We start from the raw sequence: 23,311 nt of genomic DNA, 5'->3' as shown, positions 1-23,311 counted from the left end.
CCGGGCAGTCAGAAGCGGTCGCGAATGACCAGTTCTTCCCGCGGCAGCTTGCCGCTGCGCGGCCAGGGTTCAACGGCCTTTTTCCCGACCGCGACCATCAGGCCGATCACATGGTTGTCCGGCAGGTTGATCAGCCGGGCCACGGCATCGAAGTCGAAACCATCCATCGGACACGAATCCAGGCCCTGGCCGCGGGCGACCAGCATCAGGGTCTGCGCCAGCAGGCCGCAGCTGCGCATGGCTTCATCGCGCTGTACCTGGGGCTTGCCGCGGTAGTAGGTGTCGATGGCGCCTGCCATGAACGCCTGTACCGCCTCGGGAGCACCGTCCCAGACCCGCTGCGCGTTGCGCTCCCAACTGTCGAGCTGGGCGCACACCACCACCAGCATCGCCGCGTCGGTGACCTGCGCCTGGTCCCAGGCCACTTCACGCAACTGCACGCGCAATTGCGGATCGCTGACCTCGACCAGCCGCACGTGTTGCAGGTTGAAGGCGGAAGGCGCATGCAGCGCCAGGTCCAGGAGATGGTCCTTCTCTTCGCGAGTCAGGCTGAAGGATGAGTCGTAGCCCTTGATGGCACGGCGACTACGAACGGCGTCTTCGATATGCATGGGGGAAATCCACTGCGAGGGAACAAAGGGGCGCCCACTCTAGGGCATTGGCGAGAAGATAAACCAGACTTCAATAAATCCGACGCAGCCCCACAGCAGCTACTTACAGAATTAGGACTAGGACTATTCCTAGGAAGGAATTTTCCTAAGGAATTGTCCTATATTCCACTCCAATGCCAGCGCCTGGGAGAGGGCCCCTCCCGGGACGCACGAACGCAGAAAAATAAGGATGAACTCACGTAGGAGTAAGCTCATGAACAGGATGGGCCAACTGGCTTTGTTCGGTCTTCTTGTAGGAACTTCCAGCAACCTGTTCGCCGCCCCCGGCAGCATCAGCGGCGTCATCCGCTTCACCGGCGCCATTGTCGAGCCACCATGCTCGATGAGCGCTCCCCGCCAAGACGAAAGCAAGGGCAGTTTCCACCTCAGTGGCTGTCCCATGCAGGCGCGCACCGCGGATGTCAGCATCCGTTCGATGAAGACCGGCGAGGTGCGCCACTTGCAACCCAGCGATACGGTCATCGGTGAACGGGATTTCTCGGCGCGCTATGAGCTGGCCGGAAGCGGTCGCCGCTCCGGCAACTACCTGATCACCGTCACCTACCCCTGACGTTCGCCCATGAAAAAACCGCCCGAAGGCGGTTTTTTCATGGTGCCGAAACGTGGCTTACAGCTGCGGGCCGGCGGCCTTGATCGCATCGGAAACCTCGAATTTCTTGAAGTTTTCGATGAACTGCTTGGCCAGGCCCTTCGCCGCCTCGTCGTAGGCAGCCTTGTCAGCCCAGGTGTTGCGCGGGTTGAGCAGATTGGTCTCGACGCCCGGAACGGCCTTCGGCACGTCCAGGTTGATGATCTCCAGGTGCTCGGTTTCCGCGCCGATCAGCGCGCCGCTCTGGATCGCCGCGATCACGCCACGGGTGGTCGGGATGTTGAAGCGCTTGCCGACGCCGTAGCCACCGCCGGTCCAGCCAGTGTTGACCAGGTAGACCTTGGAGCCGAAGGCCTTGATGCGCTTGATCAGCAGCTCGGCATAGACGCCGGCCGGACGCGGGAAGAAAGGAGCACCGAAGCAGGTGGAGAAGGTCGACTTGATACCGCCGCCGGAACCCATCTCGGTGGAGCCGACCAGCGCGGTGTAGCCGGACAGGAAGTGGTAGGCCGCCTGCTCATTGTTCAGGATCGATACCGGCGGCAGTACGCCGGTCAGGTCGCAGGTCAGGAAGATCACCGCGTTGGGCTCGCCGCCGAGGTTCTTCTCCGAACGCTTCTCGACGTGCTCCAGCGGGTAGGCGGCGCGGCTGTTCTGGGTCAGGCTGTCATCGGCGTAGTTGGGCACGCGCTCTTCGTCGAGAACCACGTTCTCCAGCACGGCGCCGAACTTGATGGCTTTCCAGATGACCGGCTCGTTCTTCTCGGACAGGTCGATGCACTTGGCATAGCAACCGCCTTCGACGTTGAACACCACGCCCTCGCCCCAGCCGTGCTCGTCGTCACCGATCAGGTAACGGCTTTCATCGGCGGACAGGGTGGTCTTGCCGGTGCCGGACAGGCCGAAGAACAGGGTCACATCGCCCGCTTCGCCGATGTTGGCAGCGCAGTGCATCGGCAGCACGTCGCGCTCGGGCAGCAGGAAGTTCTGCACGGAGAACATGGCTTTCTTCATCTCGCCGGCATAGCGCATGCCTGCGATCAGCACTTTCTTCTGGGCGAAATTGAGGATCACGCAACCGTCGGAGTTGGTGCCGTCGCGCTCGGGCACGCATTCGAAGTTGGCGACATTGAGGACCTGCCACTCGTCCTTGCCGGCCGGGTTGTACTGCTCCGGCTCGATGAACAGGCAACGGCCGAACAGATTCTGCCAGGCGGTAGCGGTGGTCATCTTCACCGGCAGGTAGTAAGCCTCGGCGGAACCTACATGAACATGGGAAACGAAATGGTCCTGGGCGTTGTTGAACGCTTCCACGCGGGCCCACAGCGCATCGAACTTGTCGGCCGGGAACGGACGGTTGATGTTGCCCCAGGCGATCGCGTCCTTGGTGCTCGGCTCTTCGACGATGAAACGGTCGACCGGCGAACGGCCGGTGCGATGGCCGGTACGTACGACCAGCGAGCCGTTGGCGGCCAGTTCGCCCTCACCGCGGCGAATGGCTTCTTCTACCAGTTGGGCGGCGCTGATATCGGTGTACACGGCGTTGTTGGCTTGCGTCATGTGGTTCCCCGTCGGCCAGAGGCCGAGTCCTCCAAACTTCGTAGCGCTTCAAAAAACTCACTACAGGAAAAAAGTGGCGGGATTATGCCAGAAAAGCCCGCTGGATGAAAAATCGTCAGTGGCGGGTCTCGGAAGGCCCCTGGCTGCCAGCGCCAGCGAACAACTGGGCGACGTCGGAGGCGTCGAACAGGTAGCGCTGGTTGCAGAACTGGCAGTCGATGCTGATCGAGCCTTCTTCCTCCTCGAGCAGCCGCTCGCAGTCGGCCTGCCCGAGACTGACCAGGGCGTTGGCCGAACGTTCCCGCGAGCAACTGCAATGGAAGACCAGCGGTTGCGGCTCGAACAGGCGCACGGTTTCCTCGTGGTAGAGGCGGTGCAGGACGGTCTCGTTGTCCAGCGCCAGCAGCTCTTCGGCGGTCAGCGTGTCGGCCAGGGTGGTCAGGTGCTGCCAACTGGCCTCGCGGGCCTCGGGGTCCTTCAGGCGGTCGGCGGGAAGCTGCTGCAGCAGCAGGCCGCGGGCGCGGCGGCCGTTGGCGTTGAGCCAGAAACGGGTCGGCAGCTGTTCCGAGCTGGCGAAGTAGTTGGACAGGCATTCCGCCAGGTTCACCCCCTCCAGGGCGACGATCCCCTGGTAGCGCTGGCCCTTGACCGGGTCCACGGTGAGGGTCAGCACGCCTTCGGGCATCAGTTCCTGCATGCCGGCGTCGGCGCCGATGGACTCCGCCGAATAGCGGGCCAGGCCACGCACCTGGCGGTCGCTGGAACACTCCACCATCAACAGCGGAACCGCGCCGCTGGAGCGCGCCTGCAATACCAGCAGGCCGTCGAACTTGAGCGTGCCGCAGAGCAGCGAGGCCGCCGCGAGCATCTCCCCGAGCAGCTGCGCGACCGGTTCCGGATAGGGATGTTTGGCCAGCACTTCGCTGTAGCTGCGCTCGAGATCGACCATCTCGCCGCGCACGTCGGTATCGTCGAAAAGGAAACGCTGGCTCTGATCTGAATGGGACATGCGGGACACAACGCTACGAATGAGGGAATGACAAGTGAGTGACAAAGGCCTATAAAAGCGCGCTTCGTGACAGTCGTACGCCGACCCGGCGCCGATAGGGGGAAACGATTTTATGGATAATGCCTCTCCGTTCCAAGCGGCCTGGCAATGGCGCAAGTTCGCCACCTGTCATCTTCTGGCGCTCCTGCTGCTGATCCTGTGGCTCTGGGGCCCCACCCGCGAGCTGATGAACGGCTTCGACTTCTGGCTCTTCGACAAGCTCAACGGCTCCCTCGCCCTCAACGAAACCTGGCTGAAACTCTGGGGCCTGCTCAGTACCCGACCGTTCGACGCGGTGGTCGGAGTGATCCTGCTCTGCCTGCTGATTCGCGGCGACTGGCTGCTGCCGGCGAACCAGGTACGGCGGCTGACCTTCGGCTTCATCGTGACCCTGCTGATCCTGGTGGTGATCCGCGTGCTCTACGCGAAGATCGCCCACCACCTGCACTGGCAGCACGCCAGCCTGTCGATGCTGATGGACAAGGCCATCCACCTCAGCGACCACTTCCCGGACTGGGAACGCGTGTGGGAAATCAAGGACCGCTCCAAGCGCAGCTTCCCCGGCGACCACGCCTCGGTGCTGCTGGTCTGGGCGCTGTTCATGTCGCTGTTCGCTCGCCGCGCCGGGCAGTTCCTGCTGATCTGGACCCTGGCCGTGCTGTTCATGATGCCGCGCCTGGTAGCCGGCGCGCACTGGGGCCAGGACGACTACATCGGCGGCCTGCAGATGGCCCTGCTGGCCCTCGCCTGGGGCTGCTACACACCGCTGGCGGCGAAGGCCAGCGGCTGGCTGGTGCAGGTGACCGAACCGCTGTTCCGCCTGCTGGCGAAATTGCCGCTGATCGGCCGCCTCGGCGTGGTCCGCGACTCGGCCTGAGGCCATCCCGGTCTCCCCTGCGGGAGACCGGCGCTTCTCAGTCCTGGCCGCCGCGCAACTGGTGGATCTGCCGCCGCTGCTTCTTGCTCGGCCGCCCCTCTGTCTGTACGCCCAGCGCCCCGGCCTTGCGCATGGCCGCCGCGCGCTCGCGGCTTGCCACGCTGTCCGCGGTTTCCTCGTAGAGAGCCTGGGCCTCCGGCGCGCCACGCCGGACTACGGAAAGCGCGCGAATGGTCACGGTTCGCTCGTCGAAGCCCGTACGAATGGTCAACTCCTCCCCTACCCTGGGTTCCTTGCTCGGCTTGCACCGCTCGCCCCGGCAATGCACCTTGCCGCCCTCTATCGCGGCCTTGGCCAGCGCCCGGGTCTTGAAGAAGCGCGCCGCCCAGAGCCACTTGTCCAGGCGCACCTTGTCGTCGTCTTTCTCGCTCACTGGCATTTCCCGTATCCGTTCCGCCGCTGTCTCGCGACTGTCATCGACAGCCGCTAGGTTCGTCTTCGGCATCCTCGGGCAGCCGTCTGGCGGCCGCCCATAGCCCTGCTAGAATGCCGGCAAAACGCCTGGAATGCCTACCCGTGAAGACATTCGACCAGCTTTCCGTCATCGGTCTGCGCGAGTGGATCGCCTTTCCCGAACTGGGCATGGTCGGGCTGCGCGCGAAGATCGACACCGGCGCCAGCACCTCCAGCCTGCATGCCTCGGACATCGTTCCCTTCGAGCGCGACGGCGAGAAGTGGGTGCGCTTCACCGCCCACCTCGGCACGCTGGTACAGCGCCGGCACCGTTGCGAAGCGCCGATGGTCGCGCGCAAGACCATTCGCAGCTCCAACGGCCAGGCCCAGACCCGCTACGTGATCCGCACCACCCTGGCGCTGGGCGATCGCATGTGGCCGGTGGAGTTCACCCTGGCCTGCCGCAAGTCCATGCGCTATCGCGTGCTGCTCGGCTCCAAGGCGCTGATCGCCGGGCAATTGGTGGTCAACCCGGCCCTGGCCTACGTCCAGGATCGTCCCGAGTCGCCGGCCGCCCTGCCCGCGGCGACGGGCATCAACCTGCTCGACGGGAGTCCGGTTTGAGCCATTCGCCGGCAGCACCTGTCCAACCTCCATCCATTCCCGAAACGGCCGGTCCAATGCCTGCCGCGACGACAACCCACAGCCTCGCCGCCGCTGCCCGCCAGCCGGTCCAACCCATCCACAGGTGCTGAATGAAAATCGCCGTGCTGTCGCGCAATCCCCGGCTCTACTCGACCCGTCGCCTGGTGGAGGCCGGGCGGGAGCGCGGCCATGAAATGGTGGTCATCGATACGCTGCGCGCCTACATGAACATCGCCAGCCACAAGCCGCAGATCCACTACCGGGGACAACCGCTGGAGGGCTTCGACGCGGTGATCCCGCGCATCGGCGCCTCGGTGACCTTCTACGGCTGCGCGGTATTGCGCCAGTTCGAGATGATGGGCGTGTTCCCGCTCAACGAGTCGGTCGCCATCGCTCGCTCGCGGGACAAGCTGCGCTCGCTGCAACTGCTCTCGCGCAAGGGCATCGGCCTGCCGGTGACCGGCTTCGCCCACTCCCCGGACGATGTCCCGGACCTGATCGAGATGGTCGGTGGCGCACCGCTGGTGATCAAGCTGCTGGAGGGCACCCAGGGCATCGGCGTGGTCCTCTGCGAAACCGAGAAGGCCGCCGAATCGGTGCTCGAGGCTTTCATGGGGCTCAAGCACAACATCATGGTCCAGGAGTACATAAAGGAAGCCGGCGGCGCCGACATCCGCTGCTTCGTGGTCGGCGACAAGGTGATCGCCTCGATGAAGCGCCAGGCAGCGCCCGGCGAGTTCCGCTCCAACCTGCACCGCGGCGGCAGCGCCAGCCTGATCAAGATAACCCCGGAAGAACGCATGACCGCCATCCGCGCCGCCCGCGTGATGGGCCTGAACGTCGCCGGGGTGGACATCCTGCGCTCCAACCATGGTCCGCTGGTAATGGAGGTGAACTCCTCGCCGGGCCTGGAAGGTATCGAATCCACCACCGGCAAGGACATCGCCGGAATCATCATCCAGTACCTGGAAAAGAACGGCGGCCCCCACCTGGCCAGGACGAAGGGAAAAGGGTGAGCCGGACCAGACAACGCATGCGTTGTCCCAGCGCATCGGACGCACCGCATTACGCTGGCGATCCCGGCCTCGACAGAAGGTCCATGCCACGCTTGAATGAAGCACCGCCGCAACCGATGCCGGAAACCCCGCCGAACCCCGGGCTCTTCCGGCACTCGAATCCTTTCCTGACGCTTCATGGAATCGCCGCATGACCCCTCGTCCCTCCTCCGACCAGACCTGGCAGCCCATCGACGGCCGGGTGGCGCTGATCGCGCCAGCCTCGGCCATCGCCACCGACGTGCTGGAGGCGACCCTGCGGCAACTGGAAGTGCACGGCGTGGACTACCATCTCGGCCGCCACGTCGAAGCCCGCTACCGCTACCTCGCCGGGACCGTCGAGCAGCGCCTGGAAGACCTGCACAACGCCTTCGACATGCCGGACATCACCGCGGTCTGGTGCCTGCGCGGCGGCTACGGCTGCGGCCAGTTGCTGCCGGGCCTGGACTGGGGGCGCCTGCAGGCGGCCTCGCCGCGGCCACTGATCGGTTTCTCCGACATCTCGGTGTTGCTCAGCGCTTTCCACCGCCACGGCCTGCCTGCGATCCACGGCCCGGTGGCCACCGGACTCGGTCTGTCGCCGCTGAGCGCCCCCCGCGAGCAGCAGGAGCGGCTAGCCTCTCTGGCCTCGGTCAGCCGCTTGCTGGCCGGAATCGACCATGAACTCCCGGTGCAGCACCTCGGCGGACACAAGCAACGCGTCGAAGGCGCGCTGATCGGCGGCAACCTCACCGCCCTGGCCTGCATGGCCGGCACCCTCGGCGGCCTGCACGCCCCGGCGGGGTCGATCCTGGTCCTGGAGGACGTCGGCGAACCCTACTACCGCCTGGAGCGCAGCCTCTGGCAATTGCTCGAAAGCATCGACGCGCGCCAGCTCGGCGCGATCTGCCTGGGCTCGTTCACCGATTGCCCGCGCAAGGAAGTCGCCCACAGCCTGGAGCGGATCTTCGGCGAATACGCCGCCGCCATCGAGGTGCCGCTCTACCACCACCTGCCCAGCGGGCATGGTGCGCAGAACCGAGCCTGGCCTTACGGGAAGACCGCGGTGCTCGAGGGAAACCGGTTGCGCTGGTAGGGACGGGGCGCGCCCCTCTCCGTAAGCGCGAGAGGGGTTGGGAAGTGCCGCTGGAACGGCACAAACCCGTCGAGTATCAGGCCGCGCCGCGCGGTAGCAGCAACCCCAGCGGCAGGCAGACCCGCGCTTCCAGGCCGCCGCCATCGCGGTTGCGCAGTTCGACGCTGCCGCCGTGCTGGGCGGCGATGCGCTTGACGATCGCCAGGCCGAGGCCGGTGCCCTTGCCGCCACGCGCCTTGTCGCCGCGGATGAAGGGATTGAAGATGCTGTCCACTTCCGCGGGATCGATGCCCTGGCCGCGATCGAGCACACTCAGCACCACGTAGGGCGCCGCGCTTTCGCCGGCCACGTAGCTGGCCACCTCCACCGAACCGCCACCGTGGTTCAGGGCATTGTCGATCAGGTTGCCCAGCAGACGCTTCATCGACACCCGCCGCAACGGCATCGCCGGTACCGGTTGCAAGGCCATGCGCACCTGCTCGCGAGTCTGGTTGAACGGCGCCACGACCTCGCGCAACAGGTCGGTCAGGTCGCCCTCCTCCACCGGCTCGTCGCGGCCGTCGCGGATGAAGGCGAGGAACTGGTCGAGGATCGCATCCATGTCCTCGATGTCGCGGACCATGTCCTCGACCATCTCCCGTTCGCTCTCCGGCAGCAACTCCAGCGACAGGCGCAGGCGCGTCAGCGGGGTGCGCAGGTCGTGGGAGACACCGGCCAACATCAATTCGCGTTCGCGCCCGCCCTGCTCGATGTCCTCGGCCATCTGGTTGAAGGCGCGATACACCTCGGCCATTTCACTCGGCGTCTCCGGCCCCAGCGGCAGACGCACGCTGCGCCCCTGGCCGAACTGGCGGGCGGCGACCACCAGGCGCTTGAGCGGCTGGCTGAGCTGGCGGACGAAGATCCAGGCGGCGGCGGTGGAAAGCAGGCCGATGCCGAGGAACCAGCCGAGCACGCTCCAGATCCGTTGGCCACGCAAGGGATGCGGATACAGCGGCACCGCCAGCCAGCCTTCGCCGAGGCTCGGTGCGCGCACCCAGAGCTGCGACGGCTGGTGGATACGCAGGCGGGTCTCGGTGTCCGGCCCCAGCTCCATCTGCATCTGCCGCTGGAAGATTTCCGTGTACGGCCAGTGCTGCTCGCCGGGCTGGTCGGCGCTGCTCGGCACCCAGCGCAGGCCGGAAGCCTTGGCGATGGCCGCGCGCGACTCCTCGTCGGCAGCCCAGAACGCGCGGATGGTCAGCGCCGCGCCGTGGCTGTACTGGCGGTCGACGATCACGTCCTCGTTCATCAGCAGGTAGACCAGGGTCAGCGCCTTGGAGAACAGCACGACGATCAGCACCAGCCAGAGGGTGCGGGCGAAGAAGCTTTGCGGGAACCAGAGCGGCGTTTTCATCGATCGGACCGGTTGCGCGCCGGCGGACGGGGCCGACGCCTGTTGCGGGTAAGACGACGCGGCCGGTGCATCGCTGCACCGGCCGCGCGGAGACTCAGGCCTTGCGCGCGTTGCCGTCCGGCACGAACACGTAGCCGACGCCCCAGACCGTCTGGATATAGCGCGGCTTGGACGGATCCGGCTCGATCAGCCGGCGCAGGCGCGAGATCTGCACGTCGATGGAACGCTCCAGGGCATCCCACTCGCGGCCACGGGCGAGGTTCATCAGCTTGTCCCGGGTCAGCGGTTCGCGGGCGTGCTGCACCAGGGCCTTGAGCACGGCGAACTCGCCGGTGGTCAGCATGTGTACCTCGTCGCCCTTCTTCAGTTCGCGGGTGGCGAGGAACAGCTGGTAGTCGCCGAAGGTCACCACCTCGTCGGCACCGGCAGGCGCGCCGGGCACCAGCGGCGCCTGGCGGCGCAGCACGGCCTTGATCCGCGCCAGCAGTTCGCGAGGGTTGAACGGCTTGGCCAGGTAGTCGTCGGCGCCCAGTTCCAGGCCCTGAATGCGGCTGCCCTCGTCGCCCTTGGCGGTGAGCATGATGATCGGCACCTGGTTGTTCTGTTCGCGCAGGCGGCGGCAGGCAGTGAGGCCGTCCTCGCCGGGAAGCATCAGGTCGAGCACAACCAGCTGGAACAGTTCGCGGGATAGAAGGCGATCCATCTGCTCGGTGTTCTCCACCGCGCGGACGCGGTAGCCCTGCTCGTCGAGGAAACGTTCGAGCAGGCGGCGCAGGCGGGCGTCGTCGTCGACGACGAGGATCTTTTCACCTTCGGCCAGGGCGGCAGGGTTCGACATAGAAACTCCCAGAATGAGTCAGGCGGGCATTATCGCCCAGGTAGCGGCTGGGCCGGACTGTCCATTGTTAGCAGATTTTTCCCCGACCAGCCGCCCTCCAAGGCGAAACTTGGCAGGTATAATGCGGCGCTTTTGCGGCGGGGCGTTGTCTACACGGCCCGTTTTCGTTCGTTTTACCAGGTGGATCAATGGACAGCATCAACACCCGTATCGCCGAAGAGCTCTCCGCACTGCCCTCCGGCCGCGTTCAACCGCAGCAAGTCGCCGCTGCCGTCGCCCTGCTCGACGAAGGCTCCACCGTTCCCTTCATCGCCCGTTACCGCAAAGAGGTCACCGGCAGCCTCGACGATACCCAGTTGCGCATGCTGGAAGAGCGCCTGCGCTACCTGCGCGAACTGGAAGAACGCCGCGGCGCGATCCTCGCCAGCATCGAGGAACAGGGCAAGCTGACCCCCGAACTGGCCCGCGACATCAAGCTCGCCGACACCAAGACCCGTCTCGAAGACCTCTACCTGCCTTATAAGCAGAAGCGCCGCACCAAGGGCCAGATCGCCCTGGAAGCCGGCCTCGGCGCGCTGGCCGACGCACTGTTCGACGACCCGACCCTGGTCCCGGAAAGCGAGGCCGCGCGTTTCGTCGACGCCGAGAAAGGCTTCGCCGACGTCAAGGCGGTGCTGGAAGGCGCCAAGTACATCCTCATGGAGCGCTTCGCCGAAGACGCCACGCTGCTCGACAAGCTGCGCGTGTTCATGAAGAACGAAGCGACCCTGACCGCCCGCGTGGTCCCCGGCAAGGAACAGGAAGGCGCCAAGTTCAGCGACTACTTCGAACACGACGAGCCGCTGAAAAGCGCCCCGTCGCACCGCGCCCTGGCGATCTTCCGCGGACGCAACGAAGGCGTCCTCAGCGCCTCGCTGAAGGTCGGCGAGGAAGCGCCGGGCACCCTGCACCCATGCGAGGTCATGATCGCCGAGCGCTTCGGCCTGTCCAACCAGGGCCGCGCCGCCGACAAGTGGCTGGCCGAGGTGGTGCGCTGGACCTGGAAGGTCAAGCTCTATACCCACCTGGAAACCGACCTGTTCGGCGAGCTCCGCGACGGCGCCGAGGACGAGGCGATCAGCGTGTTCGCGCGCAACCTGCACGACCTGCTGCTGGCCGCCCCGGCCGGCCCGCGCGCCACCCTCGGCCTCGACCCGGGCCTGCGCACCGGGGTCAAGGTCGCGGTGGTCGACGCCACCGGCAAGCTGCTGGACACCGCCACCGTCTACCCACATGCGCCGAAGAACCAGTGGGACCAGACCCTCGCCGTGCTCGCCGCGCTGTGCGCCAAGCACCAGGTCGAGCTGATCGCCATCGGCAACGGCACCGCCAGCCGCGAGACCGACAAGCTGGCCGGCGAACTGATCAAGAAGTATCCGGGCATGAAGCTGACCAAGATCATGGTCAGCGAAGCCGGCGCATCGGTGTATTCCGCCTCCGAACTGGCGGCGAAGGAGTTCCCCGAGCTGGACGTGTCCCTGCGCGGCGCCGTATCCATCGCCCGTCGCCTGCAGGACCCGCTGGCGGAGCTGGTGAAGATCGAGCCCAAGTCGATCGGCGTCGGCCAGTACCAGCACGACGTGTCCCAGCTGAAGCTGGCGCGTAGCCTGGACGCGGTGGTCGAGGATTGCGTGAACGCCGTCGGCGTCGACGTCAACACCGCCTCCGCCGCCCTGCTGGCACGCATCTCCGGCCTCAACTCGACGCTGGCGCAGAACATCGTCGCGCACCGCGACGCCAACGGAGCGTTCCGCACCCGCGACGAGCTGAAGAAAGTCAGCCGCCTGGGCGAAAAGACCTTCGAGCAAGCCGCCGGCTTCCTCCGCGTGATGAACGGCGACAACCCGCTGGACGCCTCGGCGGTGCACCCGGAGACCTATCCGCTGGTGCAGCGCATCGCCGCCGACACCGAGCGCGACATCCGCTCGCTGATCGGCGACTCGGCGTTCCTCAAGCGCCTCGACCCGAAGAAGTTCACCGACGAGACCTTCGGCCTGCCGACCGTCACCGACATCCTCAAGGAACTCGACAAGCCCGGCCGCGACCCGCGTCCGGAGTTCAAGACCGCAGAATTCCAGGAAGGCGTCGAGAGCCTCAAGGACCTCAAGCCGGGCATGGTCCTGGAGGGCGTGGTGACCAACGTCACCAACTTCGGCGCGTTCGTCGACATCGGCGTCCACCAGGACGGCCTGGTGCATATCTCGGCGCTGTCCGAGAAGTTCGTCAAGGATCCGTACGAAGTGGTCAAGGCCGGCGACATCGTCAAGGTCAAGGTCATGGAAGTGGACATCCCGCGCAACCGTGTCGGCCTGTCCATGCGCATGAGCGACACCCCCGGCGAGAAGGTCGAAGGCCAGCGCGGCGGGCGTCCCACCGGCAGCGGCCAGCCGCGCCAGGAGCGTGGCGCCCCGCGCGGACAGAGCGCGCCGCCGGCGAACAACGCCATGGCCGCGCTGTTCGCCAACGCCAAGCAACTGAAGAAGAAGTGACGGAGCCGTCCATGAGCGAGATGCCCGCCCGCGAGCAGATGATCAGCGCCTACAGCGAACTGGTCGGCCTGGACCCGGTCAGCCTCGGCGACGGCGTCGCCGAGGTACGCCTGCCGATGGCCGCGCACCTGCGCAACCGCGGCGGGGTCATGCATGGCGGCGCGCTGTTCTCGCTGATGGACGTGACCATGGGGCTGGCCTGCTCCAGTTCCCATGGTTTCGACCGCCAGAGCGTCACCCTGGAATGCAAGATCAACTACATCCGCGCCGTCGCCGACGGCGAGGTGCGCTGCGTCGCCCGCGTCCTCCATGCCGGGCGCCGCAGCCTGGTGGTGGAAGCCGAGGTGCGGCAAGGCGACAAACTGGTCGCGAAAGGACAAGGTACCTTCGCCCAGTTGTAAACCGGCGCGGCCGCCATGCGGCAGAATGGCGCGCAACGGCGATCCCGATCCCTGCCGGGCGCCCGCCTCGACGGCTCCCGCTGAAGTCGCGGCGACCGGCCCCAGGACGAAGCGAAAACGCATTTACGTCCTCCCTCTTGTAGACCGCTCGGTCCACCCTCATATTGGGGCGACCGATCTGGGACGCGATCACAAGGAATCCCGACTTGAGCGATCTTCTCTCCCGCCGCCTGGCTCTGCTCGGCGCCGCAGCCAACCTGCCCCTGCTGACCGAGTGCCTGCATGGCATCGAGCGCGAATGCCTGCGAGTCGATAGCGACGGCAAGCTGGCGCTCACCCCCCACCCCCGGGCCCTGGGTTCGACCCTGACCCATCCGCAGATCACTACCGACTACTCCGAGGCCTTGCTGGAGTTCATCACGCCCACGGAAACCGACGTCGCCGACACTCTGGGCGATCTCGAGCGCATCCACCGCTTCGCCAGTTCGAAACTGGACGGCGAATACCTGTGGAGCCCATCGATGCCCTGCGAGCTGCCGGACGAGGAGAGCATCCCGATCGCCCGCTACGGCAGCTCGATGATCGGCCGCCTGAAGTACGTCTACCGCAAGGGCCTGGCGCTGCGCTACGGCAAGACCATGCAGTGCATCGCCGGCATCCACTACAACTTCTCCCTGCCGGAGAGGCTCTGGCCGCTGCTGCGCCAGGCCGAAGGCAGCGAGCTGTCGGAACGCGACTACCAGTCCGCCGCCTACATCGCCCTGATTCGCAATTTCCGCCGCTACAGCTGGCTGCTGATGTACCTGTTCGGCGCCTCGCCGGCCCTCGACGCCGGCTTCCTGCGTGGCCGCCCGAGCCAGTTGGAGCGCCTCGACGAACACACGCTCTACCTGCCCTACGCCACCAGCCTGCGGATGAGCGACCTGGGCTACCAGAACAACGCCCAGGCCGGCCTGACGCCCTGCTACAACGACCTGCAGAGCTACATCGACAGCCTGCGCCAGGCGGTCAGCACGCCCTACCCGCCCTACGAGAAGGTCGGCACCAAGCAGGATGGCGAATGGGTGCAGCTGAACACCAACATCCTGCAGATCGAGAACGAGTACTACTCGAGCATCCGGCCAAAGCGCGTCACCTACACCGGCGAGCGTCCGGTGCAGGCCCTGGCCGCTCGCGGCGTGCAGTACGTGGAAGTGCGCTGCCTGGACATCAACCCGTTCCTGCCGCTGGGCATCGACCTGGACGAGGCGCGCTTCCTCGACGCCTTCCTGCTGTTCTGCGCGTTCAGCGACAGCCCGCTGCTGAACGGCGAGTGCAGCGACGCCACCGACAACTTCCTCGCCGTGGTCAAGGAAGGCAGGCGGCCGGGCCTGCAATTGCAACGTCGCGGCCAGCCGGTGGAATTGCAGGTCTGGGCCAACGAGCTGCTCGAACGAATCGCTGACACCGCGGCGCTGCTCGACCGCGCGCGCGGCGGCGAAGCCCACGCGGCGGCGCTGGCAGCGCAGCGGGCGAAGGTGGCCGATGCGGAACTGACGCCTTCGGCGCAGGTGCTGAAGGTCATGCGCGAGCGCGGCGAGAGCTTCGAAGCGTTCTCCCTGCGCCAGAGCCGCGAACACGCGGAGTATTTCCGCCAGCATCCGCTGGCCGCCGAAGAGCAGGCGCGCTTCGAGAAGATGGCCAGCGACTCCCTGGCCGAACAGACGGAGCTGGAACGCGACCAGGATGGCGACTTCGATACCTTCGTCGCCGCCTACCAGGCGAGCATCCTCGGCCTGATCAGCAACTGAGCCAAGCCGGCGCGCCCCTGCGCCCAGGGACGCGCCGGCGGATCACAGGCTCTTCTCGAATACCTGCGAATTGCGCTGGAAGTTGTACAGCGAGGCCCGCGCCGCCGGTAGCCGTTCGACGCTGCTGGGCTGGAAGCCGCGCTCGCGGAACCAGTGCGCGGTCCGCGTGGTGAGCACGAACAGGGTCTTCAGGCCGAGTCCGCGCGCGCGCTCCTCGATCCGCTCCAGCAGTTCGTCGCCACGCCCGCCGTGGCGGTACTCCGGGTTGACCGCCAGACAGGCCAGCTCGCCCGCCTCGGAATCGGCGATCGGATAGAGCGCGGCGCAGGCGATGATCAGCCCTTCGCGCTCGACGATGCTGAACTGTTCGATCTCGCGTTCCAGCACCTCGCGGGAACGGCGTACCAGGATGCCCTGCTCTTCCAGTGGGCGGATCAGCTCGATCAGCCCGCCAACGTCCTCGATGCCCGCCTCGCGCAACTGCTCGAACTGCTCCTGGGCGACCAGGGTGCCGTTGCCGGTGCGGGTGAACAGCTCGCTGAGCAGCGCGCCGTCCTCGGTGTAGCTGACGATATGGCTGCGCTTGACCCCGGCCCGGCAGGCCTGCGCCGCGGCGTCCAGCAGCTCGGCCTGGTAGCTGTTGCCCAGCCGTTGCAGGTGCGCGGGCACCTGCTGCGGGCGCAGTTCGCGGACCAGCTTGCCGGATGCGTCCAGCAAGCCCTGTTCGGCGCCGTAGAGAATCAGCTTTTCCGCTTCCAGGTCGATGGCGGCGCGCATGGCCACGTCTTCGCAGGCCAGGTTGAAGATTTCCCCGGTCGGCGAGTAGCCCAGCGGCGAGAGCAGGACGATGCTGCGCTCGTCGAGAAGACGGCCAATGCCCTTGCGGTCGATGCGACGGACCTCGCCGGTATGGTGATAGTCGACACCCTCGACCACGCCGATCGGCCGCGCGGTGACCAGGTTGCCGCCAGCGACCCGCAGGCGCGCGCCCTGCATCGGCGAGGCGGCCATGTCCATCGACAGCCGCGCCTCGATGGCGATGCGCAGGCTACCCACGGCGTCGATGACGCACTCCAGGGTCGGTGCATCGGTCACTCGCAGGTCGCGGTGATAGCGCGGAGCCAGGCCGCGCGCGGCCAGGCGCGCCTCGATCTGCGGACGCGAACCGTGCACCAGCACCAGGCGCGCACCGAGGCTGTGGAGAAGGACCAGGTCGTGGACGATATTGCCGAAATTGGGATGCTCCACCCCTTCGCCGGGGAGCATGACCACGAAGGTGCGGTCCCGGTGCGAGTTGATGTAGGGCGAAGCGTGACGTAACCAGTTGACGTAGTCGGGCATGGTGGGGAAAGCCTGTCGTTTCGTGAGCGAGAGCAAAGCGTGAGCGGCCGGGACGGCCCGAAGGGCGCCGTTATCGTCGTCGCAGCAACATCGACAGGCTTCTCCTCACTTTCTGGTTAACGAGACGGATGGATCACGCGCGAGTTTAAACCCTCGGCGGCCCCGCAGCGGCGGGATTCGACCATGGTACGGGGCCTGGGACCGGACCGAACCGTTTTACCACTATTTTTGAAAAAAACTATCCGAAAACCCCGGTTAACTCGCACAGCGCTTTTTCGCTAGGCTGCCTCGTTCGCCGTGCCGTCCGGCACGCAACCACGCGAACGAGGAAAATCCATGAGCGAATACTTCCATCACGTCCTGATCGGACTGCTCGCCGTGCTTCCGGTGGCCAACCCGCTGACCAGCGTCTCGCTACTGCTCGGCCTCGGCGGCAGCCTGCCGCCGGCGGAGCGCAACCGGCAGATATTCAAGGCCAGCCTCTACGTGGCGCTGATCATGCTGGTCAGCTTCTACGGCGGCAGCCTGGTGATGCAGGTGTTCGGCATCTCCATTCCCGGCCTGCGCATCGCCGGCGGGCTGATCGTCGCCTATATCGGTTTCACCATGCTGTTCCCCGCCACCACGCCGGACGAGACCGAAGTCCAGCACGACCTGCTGTCGGACGAGGAAAAGATCACCCCGCACTTCCGCGACCTGTCCTTCGTTCCGCTGGCCCTGCCGGGTACCGCGGGGCCGGGGACCATCGCCCTGGTGGTCAGCTCGGCGTCGACGCTGCAATCCACCTACGGAAGCATTCCGCTGTTCATCCACCTCGCGGCGATCACCGTCACCCTGCTCACCGCGCTGATCTTCTGGATCGCCCTGCAAAGCTCCGGGCGCATCATGAAGTTCCTCGGCGAATCCGGGATCGACGCCATCTCGCGAGTGGTCGGCTTCCTGCTGGTGGCGATGGGCGTGCAGTTCGTCATCAACGGCGGCTTCGAGCTGGTCGCCGGCCACGCCGCGCTTCAGTCGGCGGCGGGCGTCAGGCAGTAATGCTGGATCAGCCGGCGCAGCACGCCGACCATCGGTTCGATACGCGCCAGTTCGAGGTGCTCGTCGGGCTGGTGGGCACAGGCGATGTCGCCGGCACCGAGGACCAGGGTCTCGCTGCCCAGGCGCTGGAAGTACGGCGCCTCGGTACCGAACGCCACGGCCTCGGCGCGATGCCCGGTCAGGCGTTCGGCGACGCGTACCAGTTCGCTGTCCTGCGCCTGTTCGAACGGCGGCACGGCAGGGAACAGCGGCTGGTAGTCGATGCTCACCTGGTGCCGTTCGGCCAGCGGCCGCAGGCGCTGGCGGATCGCCTCGCGCAACTGCTCAGGCTGCATGCCGGGTAGCGGGCGCAGGTCGAATTCCAGCGAACACTGGCCGCAGATGCGGTTGGGATTGTCGCCGCCGTGGATGCAACCGAAGTTCAGGGTCGGCTGGGGCACGCTGAACTGCGGGTTGTTCCAGGCCCGCTGCCATTCCCCGCGCAGCGCCATCAGCTCGCCGATGGTCGCGTGCATGGCCTCCAGGGCGCTACGGCCGAGGTTCGGATCGGACGAATGGCCGCTCTGCCCGAGAATCTCGATGCGCTCCATCATCACCCCCTTGTGCAGGCGGATCGGCCGCAGGTTGGTCGGCTCGCCGATCACCGTGGCGCGACCCAGCGGTCGCCCGCTTTCGGCGAGGGCACGGGCGCCGGCCATCGAGCTTTCCTCGTCGCAGGTGGCGAGGATCATCAGCGGCTGGCGGAACGGCTGGTCGAGCAGCGGCAGCAAGGCCTCGATGGCCAGCGGGAAGAAGCCCTTCATGTCGCAACTGCCGAGGCCGTACCAGCGGCCGTCGCGCTCGTCCAGGCGCAGCGGATCGCTGCTCCACAGCGCTTCGTCGTAGGGCACGGTATCGGTGTGGCCGGCCAGCACCAGCCCGCCGGAACCGCTGCCGTAGCTGGCCAGCAGGTTGAACTTGCCCGGCGAGACTTCCCGGATCTCGCAGCGGAAGCCTAGATCGCCCAGCCAGGAGGCCAGCAGGTCGACCACCGGGCGGTTGGTCTGGTCCAGCTCGGGCTGGGTGCAACTGACGGAAGACGCGGCGATCAGCGCGCCGAACTGGTCTTTCAGAGACGGCAACGGCATGGGACTCTCCACACGGATCGAGCCCCATCATGGCCTATCGCGGCAGTGGATAAAACCGTCCGTTCCGGTTCCGCCTGCGCCAGCCGACGAAGATCGCGCTCAGGCGCCGAACAGCGCGCGCAGGACCAGGAAGAACAGGATCGCCAGCACCGCGCCGGCCGGCAGGGTCACTACCCAGGACAGGAAGATCGAGCCGATCACCCGCAGGTTGAGCGCGCCGATGCCGCGCGCCATGCCGATGCCGAGCACCGCGCCGACCAGGGTATGGGTGGTGGATACAGGCAGGCCGATGGCCGAGGCGCCAACCACCGTGGAGGCGGTCGCCAGCTCGGCGGCGAAGCCGCGGCTGGGGGTCAGCTCGGTGATCTCCCGGCCGATGGTGGCGATCACCCGGTAGCCATAGGTAGCCAGGCCGATGACGATGCCCACCGCGCCCAGCAGCAGTACCCAGGACGGCACCGGCGAACGGCTCACCAGATCCAGGTCGCCGCCGGCCTGGACCACCGCGACGACCGCCGCCACCGGGCCGATGGCGTTGGCCACGTCGTTGGCACCATGGGCGAAAGCCATGGAGCAGGCGGTGAAGATCATCAGCACCGCGAAGACCCGCTCGACGCTGGCGAAGCCGCCACGCGGATCGGCTCCGCCAGTGGATCGGATGCGCAACAGCAGGACGATGCCCAGGCCCATCACCAGGCCGCCGGCGAGCAACGCCAGGCCCAGCGTCTGGAGGCCGGAAAGCTCCAGGCCGACATGCTTCAGGCCCTTGCCGACGGTCATCAGCGCGACCATGAAGCCCGCCAGGAACATGTACAGCGGCACGTAGCGGCGCGCGCTGCGGAACGGGTCCTCGGCATGCAGTACCAGCCACTGCACGCTCCTGAACAGGGCGAAGGCGAGCAGCCCGGACAGCACCGGCGTCACCACCCAACTGGCGACGATCGGGCCGATCGCGCCCCAGTGCACCGCGTGCACCGAGACACCGACCGAGGCGAAGCCGATGATCGCGCCGACGATGGAGTGGGTGGTCGACACCGGCCAGCCCTTGATCGTCGCCAGCAACAGCCAGACCCCGGCGGCCAGCAAGGCCGAGAGCATGCCGAAGACCAGCAGGTCGGGGGTCATGTACTGCGGGTCGACGATGCCGCTCCTGATCGTTTCGGTGACTTCGCCACCAGCGAAATAGGCACCGCAGAACTCGAAGACCATGGCCACCAGGATCGCCTGGCGGATGGTCAGAGCGCGCGAGCCCACCGAAGTGCCCATGGCGTTGGCGACGTCGTTGGCGCCGACGCCCCAGGCCATGAAGAAACCGAACAGGCAGGCGAGTACGAGGAAGGCGAAGCCGTGGTCGGCGATCAGGGACATGGGCGGTATCCGTGTGCAGGCAGGGTCGGAAAGAAGACTGGCGCTCACCGCGCCAGCAATTGCTCCAGGCGGTTGCCGACCCGCTGGGCGCGGTCGGCGACATCGCCGATCCATTCGATGATCTGGTAGAGGAACATCACGTCCACCGGCGGCAGCTCGCTTTCCAGACGGAACAGCTCGCGGCGTACCTCGACCTGGATGCGGTCGGTATCGTTCTCGATCGCCTCGAGTTCCTCCACCATGCTCTCCACCAGGCTGGTCTCGCGCCCGCCGAAGCCGGTCTCGAGCAGTTCGTTGAGTTCGTTGACCACCCGCAACGCCTGGGCGCTGGCGTCCACCGAGCGCTGCACATAGGCGAGCATCTGGCCCTGTAGCGGCAACGGGATGCGCATGCGCCGGCCCAGCATCAGCCCGACGATGTCCTTGGCGCGATTGGCGACTTTGTCCTGTACACTGAGCAGCTCCAACAGATCGGAGCGCGGCACCGGAAGGAACAGGCTCTTGGGCAGGTGCATCCGGACGTTCTTCTTCAGCCGATCGGCTTCCTGCTCCAGTCGCACCATGTCCTGCTGAACCTGTTCGACCTGCGCCCAGTCCTCGGCGATCACCGCGCGGAAGAACGGCAACAGGCCGGCCGCGCATTCGTGGGCCTTGGCGATGTGCTGCTGCATCGGCCCGATCGGCGAACGGCCGAACAGGCTGATGAACGGATTGGTCGGCATGGAACGCCTCCCTGGTGGAAATGCCGAAAAGTATAGGCCACCCACCCCGCGCGCCTTTGATCTGGAACACCTTCACCCGCGGACGCCTGGCGTCCCGAGCCGGACATCGCCCCATGCAGAAAGAAACCGAAATCAAACTCCGCGTCAGCCGCGCCACCCTGGAAGCCTTGCAGGAGCACCCGTTGCTGAAGAAGCGCAACAAATCGGGCTGGGAGCGCCGCGAACTGTACAACCAGTACTACGACACCCCCGGCCGCGAGCTGGCCCGGGCCAAGGTCGCGCTGCGCATGCGCCGCGACGGCGAGCAGTACATCCAGACGCTGAAAAGCCGCGGGCAGAGCGTGGCCGGGTTGTCCGAACGCAACGAGTGGGACTGGTACCTGGAAAAGAACAAGCTCGACCTGAAGAAACTCGACGACAAGTGCTGGCCGGCGGCCCTCAAGGATCTCGACAAGAAGCAGCTCAAGCCGATCTTCAGCACCGACTTCGTCCGCCAGCGCGCCGAGATCGCCTGGGGCCGCGGCAAGGCCAGGGTAGTCGTGGAGGCGGCGCTCGACCTGGGCAAGGTGGTCGCCGGCGACAACCAGGAGGAAATCTGCGAACTGGAGCTGGAACTGCGCCAGGGCGATGCCGCCGCGCTGCTCGAGCTGGCCGCGGAACTGGCCGCCGACCTGCCGCTGATGCCCTGCGACATCAGCAAGGCCGAGCGCGGCTACCGCCTGTTCGACCCGAACAGCTACGAGGTCGATCCCCCGGCCCAGAAACTGCTGGCGGAAACCCCGCTGGACGGTGCCTTCGCCGCCATCGCCTGGTACCTGCTCGGCAGCAGCCAGAGACTGGCCGAACAGTATCGCTTCAACGGCCACTGGCGCCTGCTGGAGGACTGGCTGCAACACCTGCAGGACCTGCGTACCCTGCTCGGCAGCCTCGGCCAGGCGGTGCCACGCGCCAGCAGTCGCGAGCTGCGCGAAGCGCTGGACGCTCTCCTCGCCGACTGGGCGCCGCGCATCGAGCGCGGCCGTGACGACGAGACGCTACGCCAGCAGGCGCCGCAACTGTTCCGCGGCGAACTCGACGAGACCCGCTGGGGCCTGTTCTCCCTGAATGCATCGTGCTGGCTGCTGGCCAAGGCCTGGACCGAGTCGCGCAACGAGCGCGGCAACCGCCAGGGCGCCGCCGCGCTGGGCAAATGGCTGCTGCGCAGCCTTGCCGAAGAAGCCCAGGCCACGCCGCTGGCGCGCGCCCACCAGCATCCCGAGCTGCTCCCCGACCAAGCGCCGCGCCTGCAGCGCATGCTTACCTGGTTGCGCCTGGCGCGCGGCGTGCTCGACCTGCCGGAAGCCGACCGCCTCTACGGCGAACTGGCCAAGTTGCTGGAGCTGCTGCGGCAACCTGTCGATGCCGAGCGCCTGGCTGCCCGCGCCACGCAGGCCCATACTGTGCTGACGCTCAAACCCTGGAAGGCGCTGATGAAATAAGCTTCGCCGCTACCGCCATCATCCGAAGGGAGTCTGCATGTCCGTGTTCGCCACCGCCGCCCAGGACCGCCTGCTGGACCTCGGCGACCTGCTCCGCGAGCTGGTCGCCCAGGGCCGGGTCGGGCAGGAGCAGGCCGAACAGTGCCTGGCGATCCGCCGCAGCGCGGTGCGCAACCAGCAGCATCCGCTGGAGTTCCTCGCCGCGCAGCAGGTCGAGGATCTCAAGCGCCCCGGACGCAAGCTCGATCTGGAGACCCTCACCCAGTGGCTGGCCGAGTACGCCGGCCAGCCCTACCTGCGCATCGACCCGCTGAAGATCGACGTCGCCGCGGTGACTCCGCTGATGTCCTACGCCTTCGCCCAGCGCCATGGCATCCTCGCCGTCGCGCTGAGTCCGGAGGAAGTCACCATCGCCAGCGCCCAGCCCTTCGTACAGGGCTGGGAAAGCAACCTGGTGCATGTGCTCAAGCGACCGATCAAGCGGGTGGTGGCGAACCCGGCGGACATCCAGCGCTACACCGTCGAGTTCTTCCGCCTGGCCCGCTCGGTCAGCGGCGCCACCTCGCCGGACCAGAAGATCAGCGGCGTCGGCAACTTCGAGCAGTTGCTCAACCTCGGCGCCGCCGACCAGGAGCCGGACGCCAACGACGCGCACATCGTCACCATCGTCGACTGGCTGTTCCAGTACGCCTTCCAGCAGCGCGCCAGCGACATCCACATCGAGCCGCGCCGCGAGCAGGGCACCGTGCGCTTCCGTATCGACGGCGTGCTGCACAACGTCTACCAGTTCCCGCCGCAGGTGACCATGGCGGTGGTCAGCCGCCTGAAGTCGCTGGGACGGATGAACGTGGCGGAGAAACGCAAGCCGCAGGACGGCCGGGTCAAGACCAAGACCCCGGACGGCGCCGAGGTGGAGCTGCGCCTGTCGACCCTGCCCACCGCCTTCGGCGAGAAGATGGTGATGCGCATCTTCGACCCCGAGGTGCTGCTCAAGAGCTTCGACCAGCTCGGCTTCTCCGCCGACGACCTGCGCCGCTGGCAGAGCATGACCAGCCAGCCCAACGGCATCATCCTGGTCACCGGCCCCACCGGCTCGGGCAAGACCACCACGCTCTACACCACGCTCAAGCAACTGGCCACCGACGAGGTGAACGTCTGCACCATCGAGGACCCGATCGAGATGATCGAGCCCTCGTTCAACCAGATGCAGGTCCAGCACAACATCGACCTGACCTTCGCCAGCGGCGTACGCGCCCTGCTGCGGCAGGACCCGGACATCATCATGGTCGGCGAGATCCGCGACCTGGAGAC

At 66.6% G+C, this 23,311-nt stretch carries 21 protein-coding genes; 11 read left to right on the top strand and 10 right to left on the bottom strand.

What is annotated here, in order from left to right:
- Positions 1–8: 8 nt before the first annotated feature.
- Positions 9–611 (bottom strand): nitroreductase family protein, encoded by a 603-nt coding sequence (locus HMPREF3014_RS29975; RefSeq protein WP_003100063.1) that lies wholly within the window; start codon positions 609–611, stop codon positions 9–11.
- 253 nt (positions 612–864) lie between these two features.
- Between HMPREF3014_RS29975 and HMPREF3014_RS29970 the strand changes: the two genes are divergently transcribed.
- Positions 865–1,221 carry a fimbrial protein gene (locus HMPREF3014_RS29970; protein WP_003109981.1) on the top strand — a complete coding sequence of 119 codons (357 nt, stop codon included), beginning with the start codon at positions 865–867 and terminating at the stop codon, positions 1,219–1,221.
- A 57-nt stretch (positions 1,222–1,278) separates the two neighbouring features.
- On the opposite strand, the gene HMPREF3014_RS29965 is transcribed toward HMPREF3014_RS29970, so the two are convergent.
- Together HMPREF3014_RS29965 and hslO are read right to left on the bottom strand one after the other, a co-directional pair.
- Complete coding sequence (locus HMPREF3014_RS29965; RefSeq protein WP_003100068.1) at positions 1,279–2,820, bottom strand: phosphoenolpyruvate carboxykinase; 1,542 nt, start codon at positions 2,818–2,820, stop codon at positions 1,279–1,281.
- A 115-nt stretch (positions 2,821–2,935) separates the two neighbouring features.
- Entirely contained in the window at positions 2,936–3,829 is an 894-nt protein-coding gene (gene hslO / locus HMPREF3014_RS29960; protein WP_003096245.1) for an Hsp33 family molecular chaperone HslO, read from the bottom strand.
- A gap of 112 nt (positions 3,830–3,941) precedes the next feature.
- Between hslO and HMPREF3014_RS29955 the strand changes: the two genes are divergently transcribed.
- Complete coding sequence (locus tag HMPREF3014_RS29955; protein ID WP_003096247.1) at positions 3,942–4,745, top strand: phosphatase PAP2 family protein; 804 nt, start codon at positions 3,942–3,944, stop codon at positions 4,743–4,745.
- A 37-nt stretch (positions 4,746–4,782) separates the two neighbouring features.
- Here the strand turns inward: HMPREF3014_RS29955 and HMPREF3014_RS29950 are convergent, their stop codons facing one another.
- Positions 4,783–5,178: an RNA-binding S4 domain-containing protein gene (locus tag HMPREF3014_RS29950; protein WP_003120401.1), complete on the bottom strand. Its 396-nt coding sequence runs from the start codon at positions 5,176–5,178 to the stop codon at positions 4,783–4,785.
- 209 nt (positions 5,179–5,387) lie between these two features.
- On the opposite strand from HMPREF3014_RS29950, the gene HMPREF3014_RS29945 reads away from it, so the two are divergent.
- From HMPREF3014_RS29945 to HMPREF3014_RS29935, 3 genes are all read left to right on the top strand, one after another.
- A complete protein-coding gene (locus HMPREF3014_RS29945) occupies positions 5,388–5,822 on the top strand; it encodes a retropepsin-like aspartic endopeptidase RimB (RefSeq protein WP_003123679.1) in 435 nt (144 codons plus the stop codon).
- 131 nt (positions 5,823–5,953) lie between these two features.
- Positions 5,954–6,859, top strand: a complete 906-nt coding sequence (gene rimK, locus HMPREF3014_RS29940) for a 30S ribosomal protein S6--L-glutamate ligase (RefSeq protein WP_003096254.1) — start codon at positions 5,954–5,956, stop codon at positions 6,857–6,859.
- A 190-nt stretch (positions 6,860–7,049) separates the two neighbouring features.
- Positions 7,050–7,973, top strand: coding sequence for an LD-carboxypeptidase (locus HMPREF3014_RS29935; RefSeq protein ID WP_003109987.1), 924 nt, complete (start codon positions 7,050–7,052; stop codon positions 7,971–7,973).
- Between the two features lie 76 nt (positions 7,974–8,049).
- Here HMPREF3014_RS29935 and amgS read toward each other — a convergent pair whose 3' ends face one another.
- Together amgS and amgR are read right to left on the bottom strand one after the other, a co-directional pair.
- A complete protein-coding gene (gene amgS, locus HMPREF3014_RS29930; protein ID WP_023087899.1) occupies positions 8,050–9,369 on the bottom strand; it encodes a two-component system sensor histidine kinase AmgS in 1,320 nt (439 codons plus the stop codon).
- 94 nt (positions 9,370–9,463) lie between these two features.
- Positions 9,464–10,207, bottom strand: coding sequence for a two-component system response regulator AmgR (amgR, locus tag HMPREF3014_RS29925; RefSeq protein ID WP_003096259.1), 744 nt, complete (start codon positions 10,205–10,207; stop codon positions 9,464–9,466).
- A gap of 188 nt (positions 10,208–10,395) precedes the next feature.
- Between amgR and HMPREF3014_RS29920 the strand changes: the two genes are divergently transcribed.
- From HMPREF3014_RS29920 to gshA, 3 genes are all read left to right on the top strand, one after another.
- Positions 10,396–12,735: a Tex family protein gene (locus HMPREF3014_RS29920; RefSeq protein ID WP_003100071.1), complete on the top strand. Its 2,340-nt coding sequence runs from the start codon at positions 10,396–10,398 to the stop codon at positions 12,733–12,735.
- A gap of 38 nt (positions 12,736–12,773) precedes the next feature.
- Entirely contained in the window at positions 12,774–13,136 is a 363-nt protein-coding gene (locus tag HMPREF3014_RS29915) for a PaaI family thioesterase (RefSeq protein ID WP_042115369.1), read from the top strand.
- Between the two features lie 206 nt (positions 13,137–13,342).
- A complete protein-coding gene (gene gshA / locus HMPREF3014_RS29910) occupies positions 13,343–14,926 on the top strand; it encodes a glutamate--cysteine ligase (RefSeq protein WP_003109990.1) in 1,584 nt (527 codons plus the stop codon).
- A gap of 42 nt (positions 14,927–14,968) precedes the next feature.
- On the opposite strand, the gene argA is transcribed toward gshA, so the two are convergent.
- The gene (gene argA / locus HMPREF3014_RS29905; RefSeq protein WP_003096265.1) at positions 14,969–16,267 is read right to left on the bottom strand and encodes an amino-acid N-acetyltransferase; all 1,299 of its coding nucleotides are present in this window, start codon (positions 16,265–16,267) and stop codon (positions 14,969–14,971) included.
- Positions 16,268–16,603: 336 nt separating this feature from the next.
- On the opposite strand from argA, the gene HMPREF3014_RS29900 reads away from it, so the two are divergent.
- On the top strand, positions 16,604–17,305 hold the full coding sequence (locus HMPREF3014_RS29900) for a MarC family NAAT transporter (protein ID WP_003114055.1): 702 nt from the start codon (positions 16,604–16,606) through the stop codon (positions 17,303–17,305).
- Here HMPREF3014_RS29900 and argE read toward each other — a convergent pair.
- The 3 genes from argE to HMPREF3014_RS29885 form a co-directional block, all read right to left on the bottom strand.
- Positions 17,278–18,432, bottom strand: a complete 1,155-nt coding sequence (gene argE / locus HMPREF3014_RS29895) for an acetylornithine deacetylase (RefSeq protein ID WP_003120396.1) — start codon at positions 18,430–18,432, stop codon at positions 17,278–17,280. The two genes, HMPREF3014_RS29900 and argE, sit on opposite strands and share 28 nt — an antisense overlap.
- A 99-nt stretch (positions 18,433–18,531) precedes the next feature.
- Positions 18,532–19,800 carry an inorganic phosphate transporter gene (locus HMPREF3014_RS29890; protein ID WP_023087900.1) on the bottom strand — a complete coding sequence of 423 codons (1,269 nt, stop codon included), beginning with the start codon at positions 19,798–19,800 and terminating at the stop codon, positions 18,532–18,534.
- A gap of 44 nt (positions 19,801–19,844) precedes the next feature.
- A complete protein-coding gene (locus HMPREF3014_RS29885) occupies positions 19,845–20,522 on the bottom strand; it encodes a TIGR00153 family protein (RefSeq protein ID WP_003100081.1) in 678 nt (225 codons plus the stop codon).
- Between the two features lie 113 nt (positions 20,523–20,635).
- On the opposite strand from HMPREF3014_RS29885, the gene HMPREF3014_RS29880 reads away from it, so the two are divergent.
- Positions 20,636–22,000: a CYTH domain-containing protein gene (locus tag HMPREF3014_RS29880; RefSeq protein WP_023087901.1), complete on the top strand. Its 1,365-nt coding sequence runs from the start codon at positions 20,636–20,638 to the stop codon at positions 21,998–22,000.
- A gap of 37 nt (positions 22,001–22,037) precedes the next feature.
- A partial coding sequence (locus HMPREF3014_RS29875) for a GspE/PulE family protein (protein ID WP_049263257.1) occupies positions 22,038–23,311 on the top strand: 1,274 nt, incomplete at its 3' end.

It is taken from the genome of Pseudomonas sp. HMSC065H01, from assembly GCF_001815235.1.
Lineage (GTDB): Bacteria > Pseudomonadota > Gammaproteobacteria > Pseudomonadales > Pseudomonadaceae > Pseudomonas > Pseudomonas aeruginosa.
This window is presented reverse-complemented; position numbering and strand designations above follow the sequence as displayed.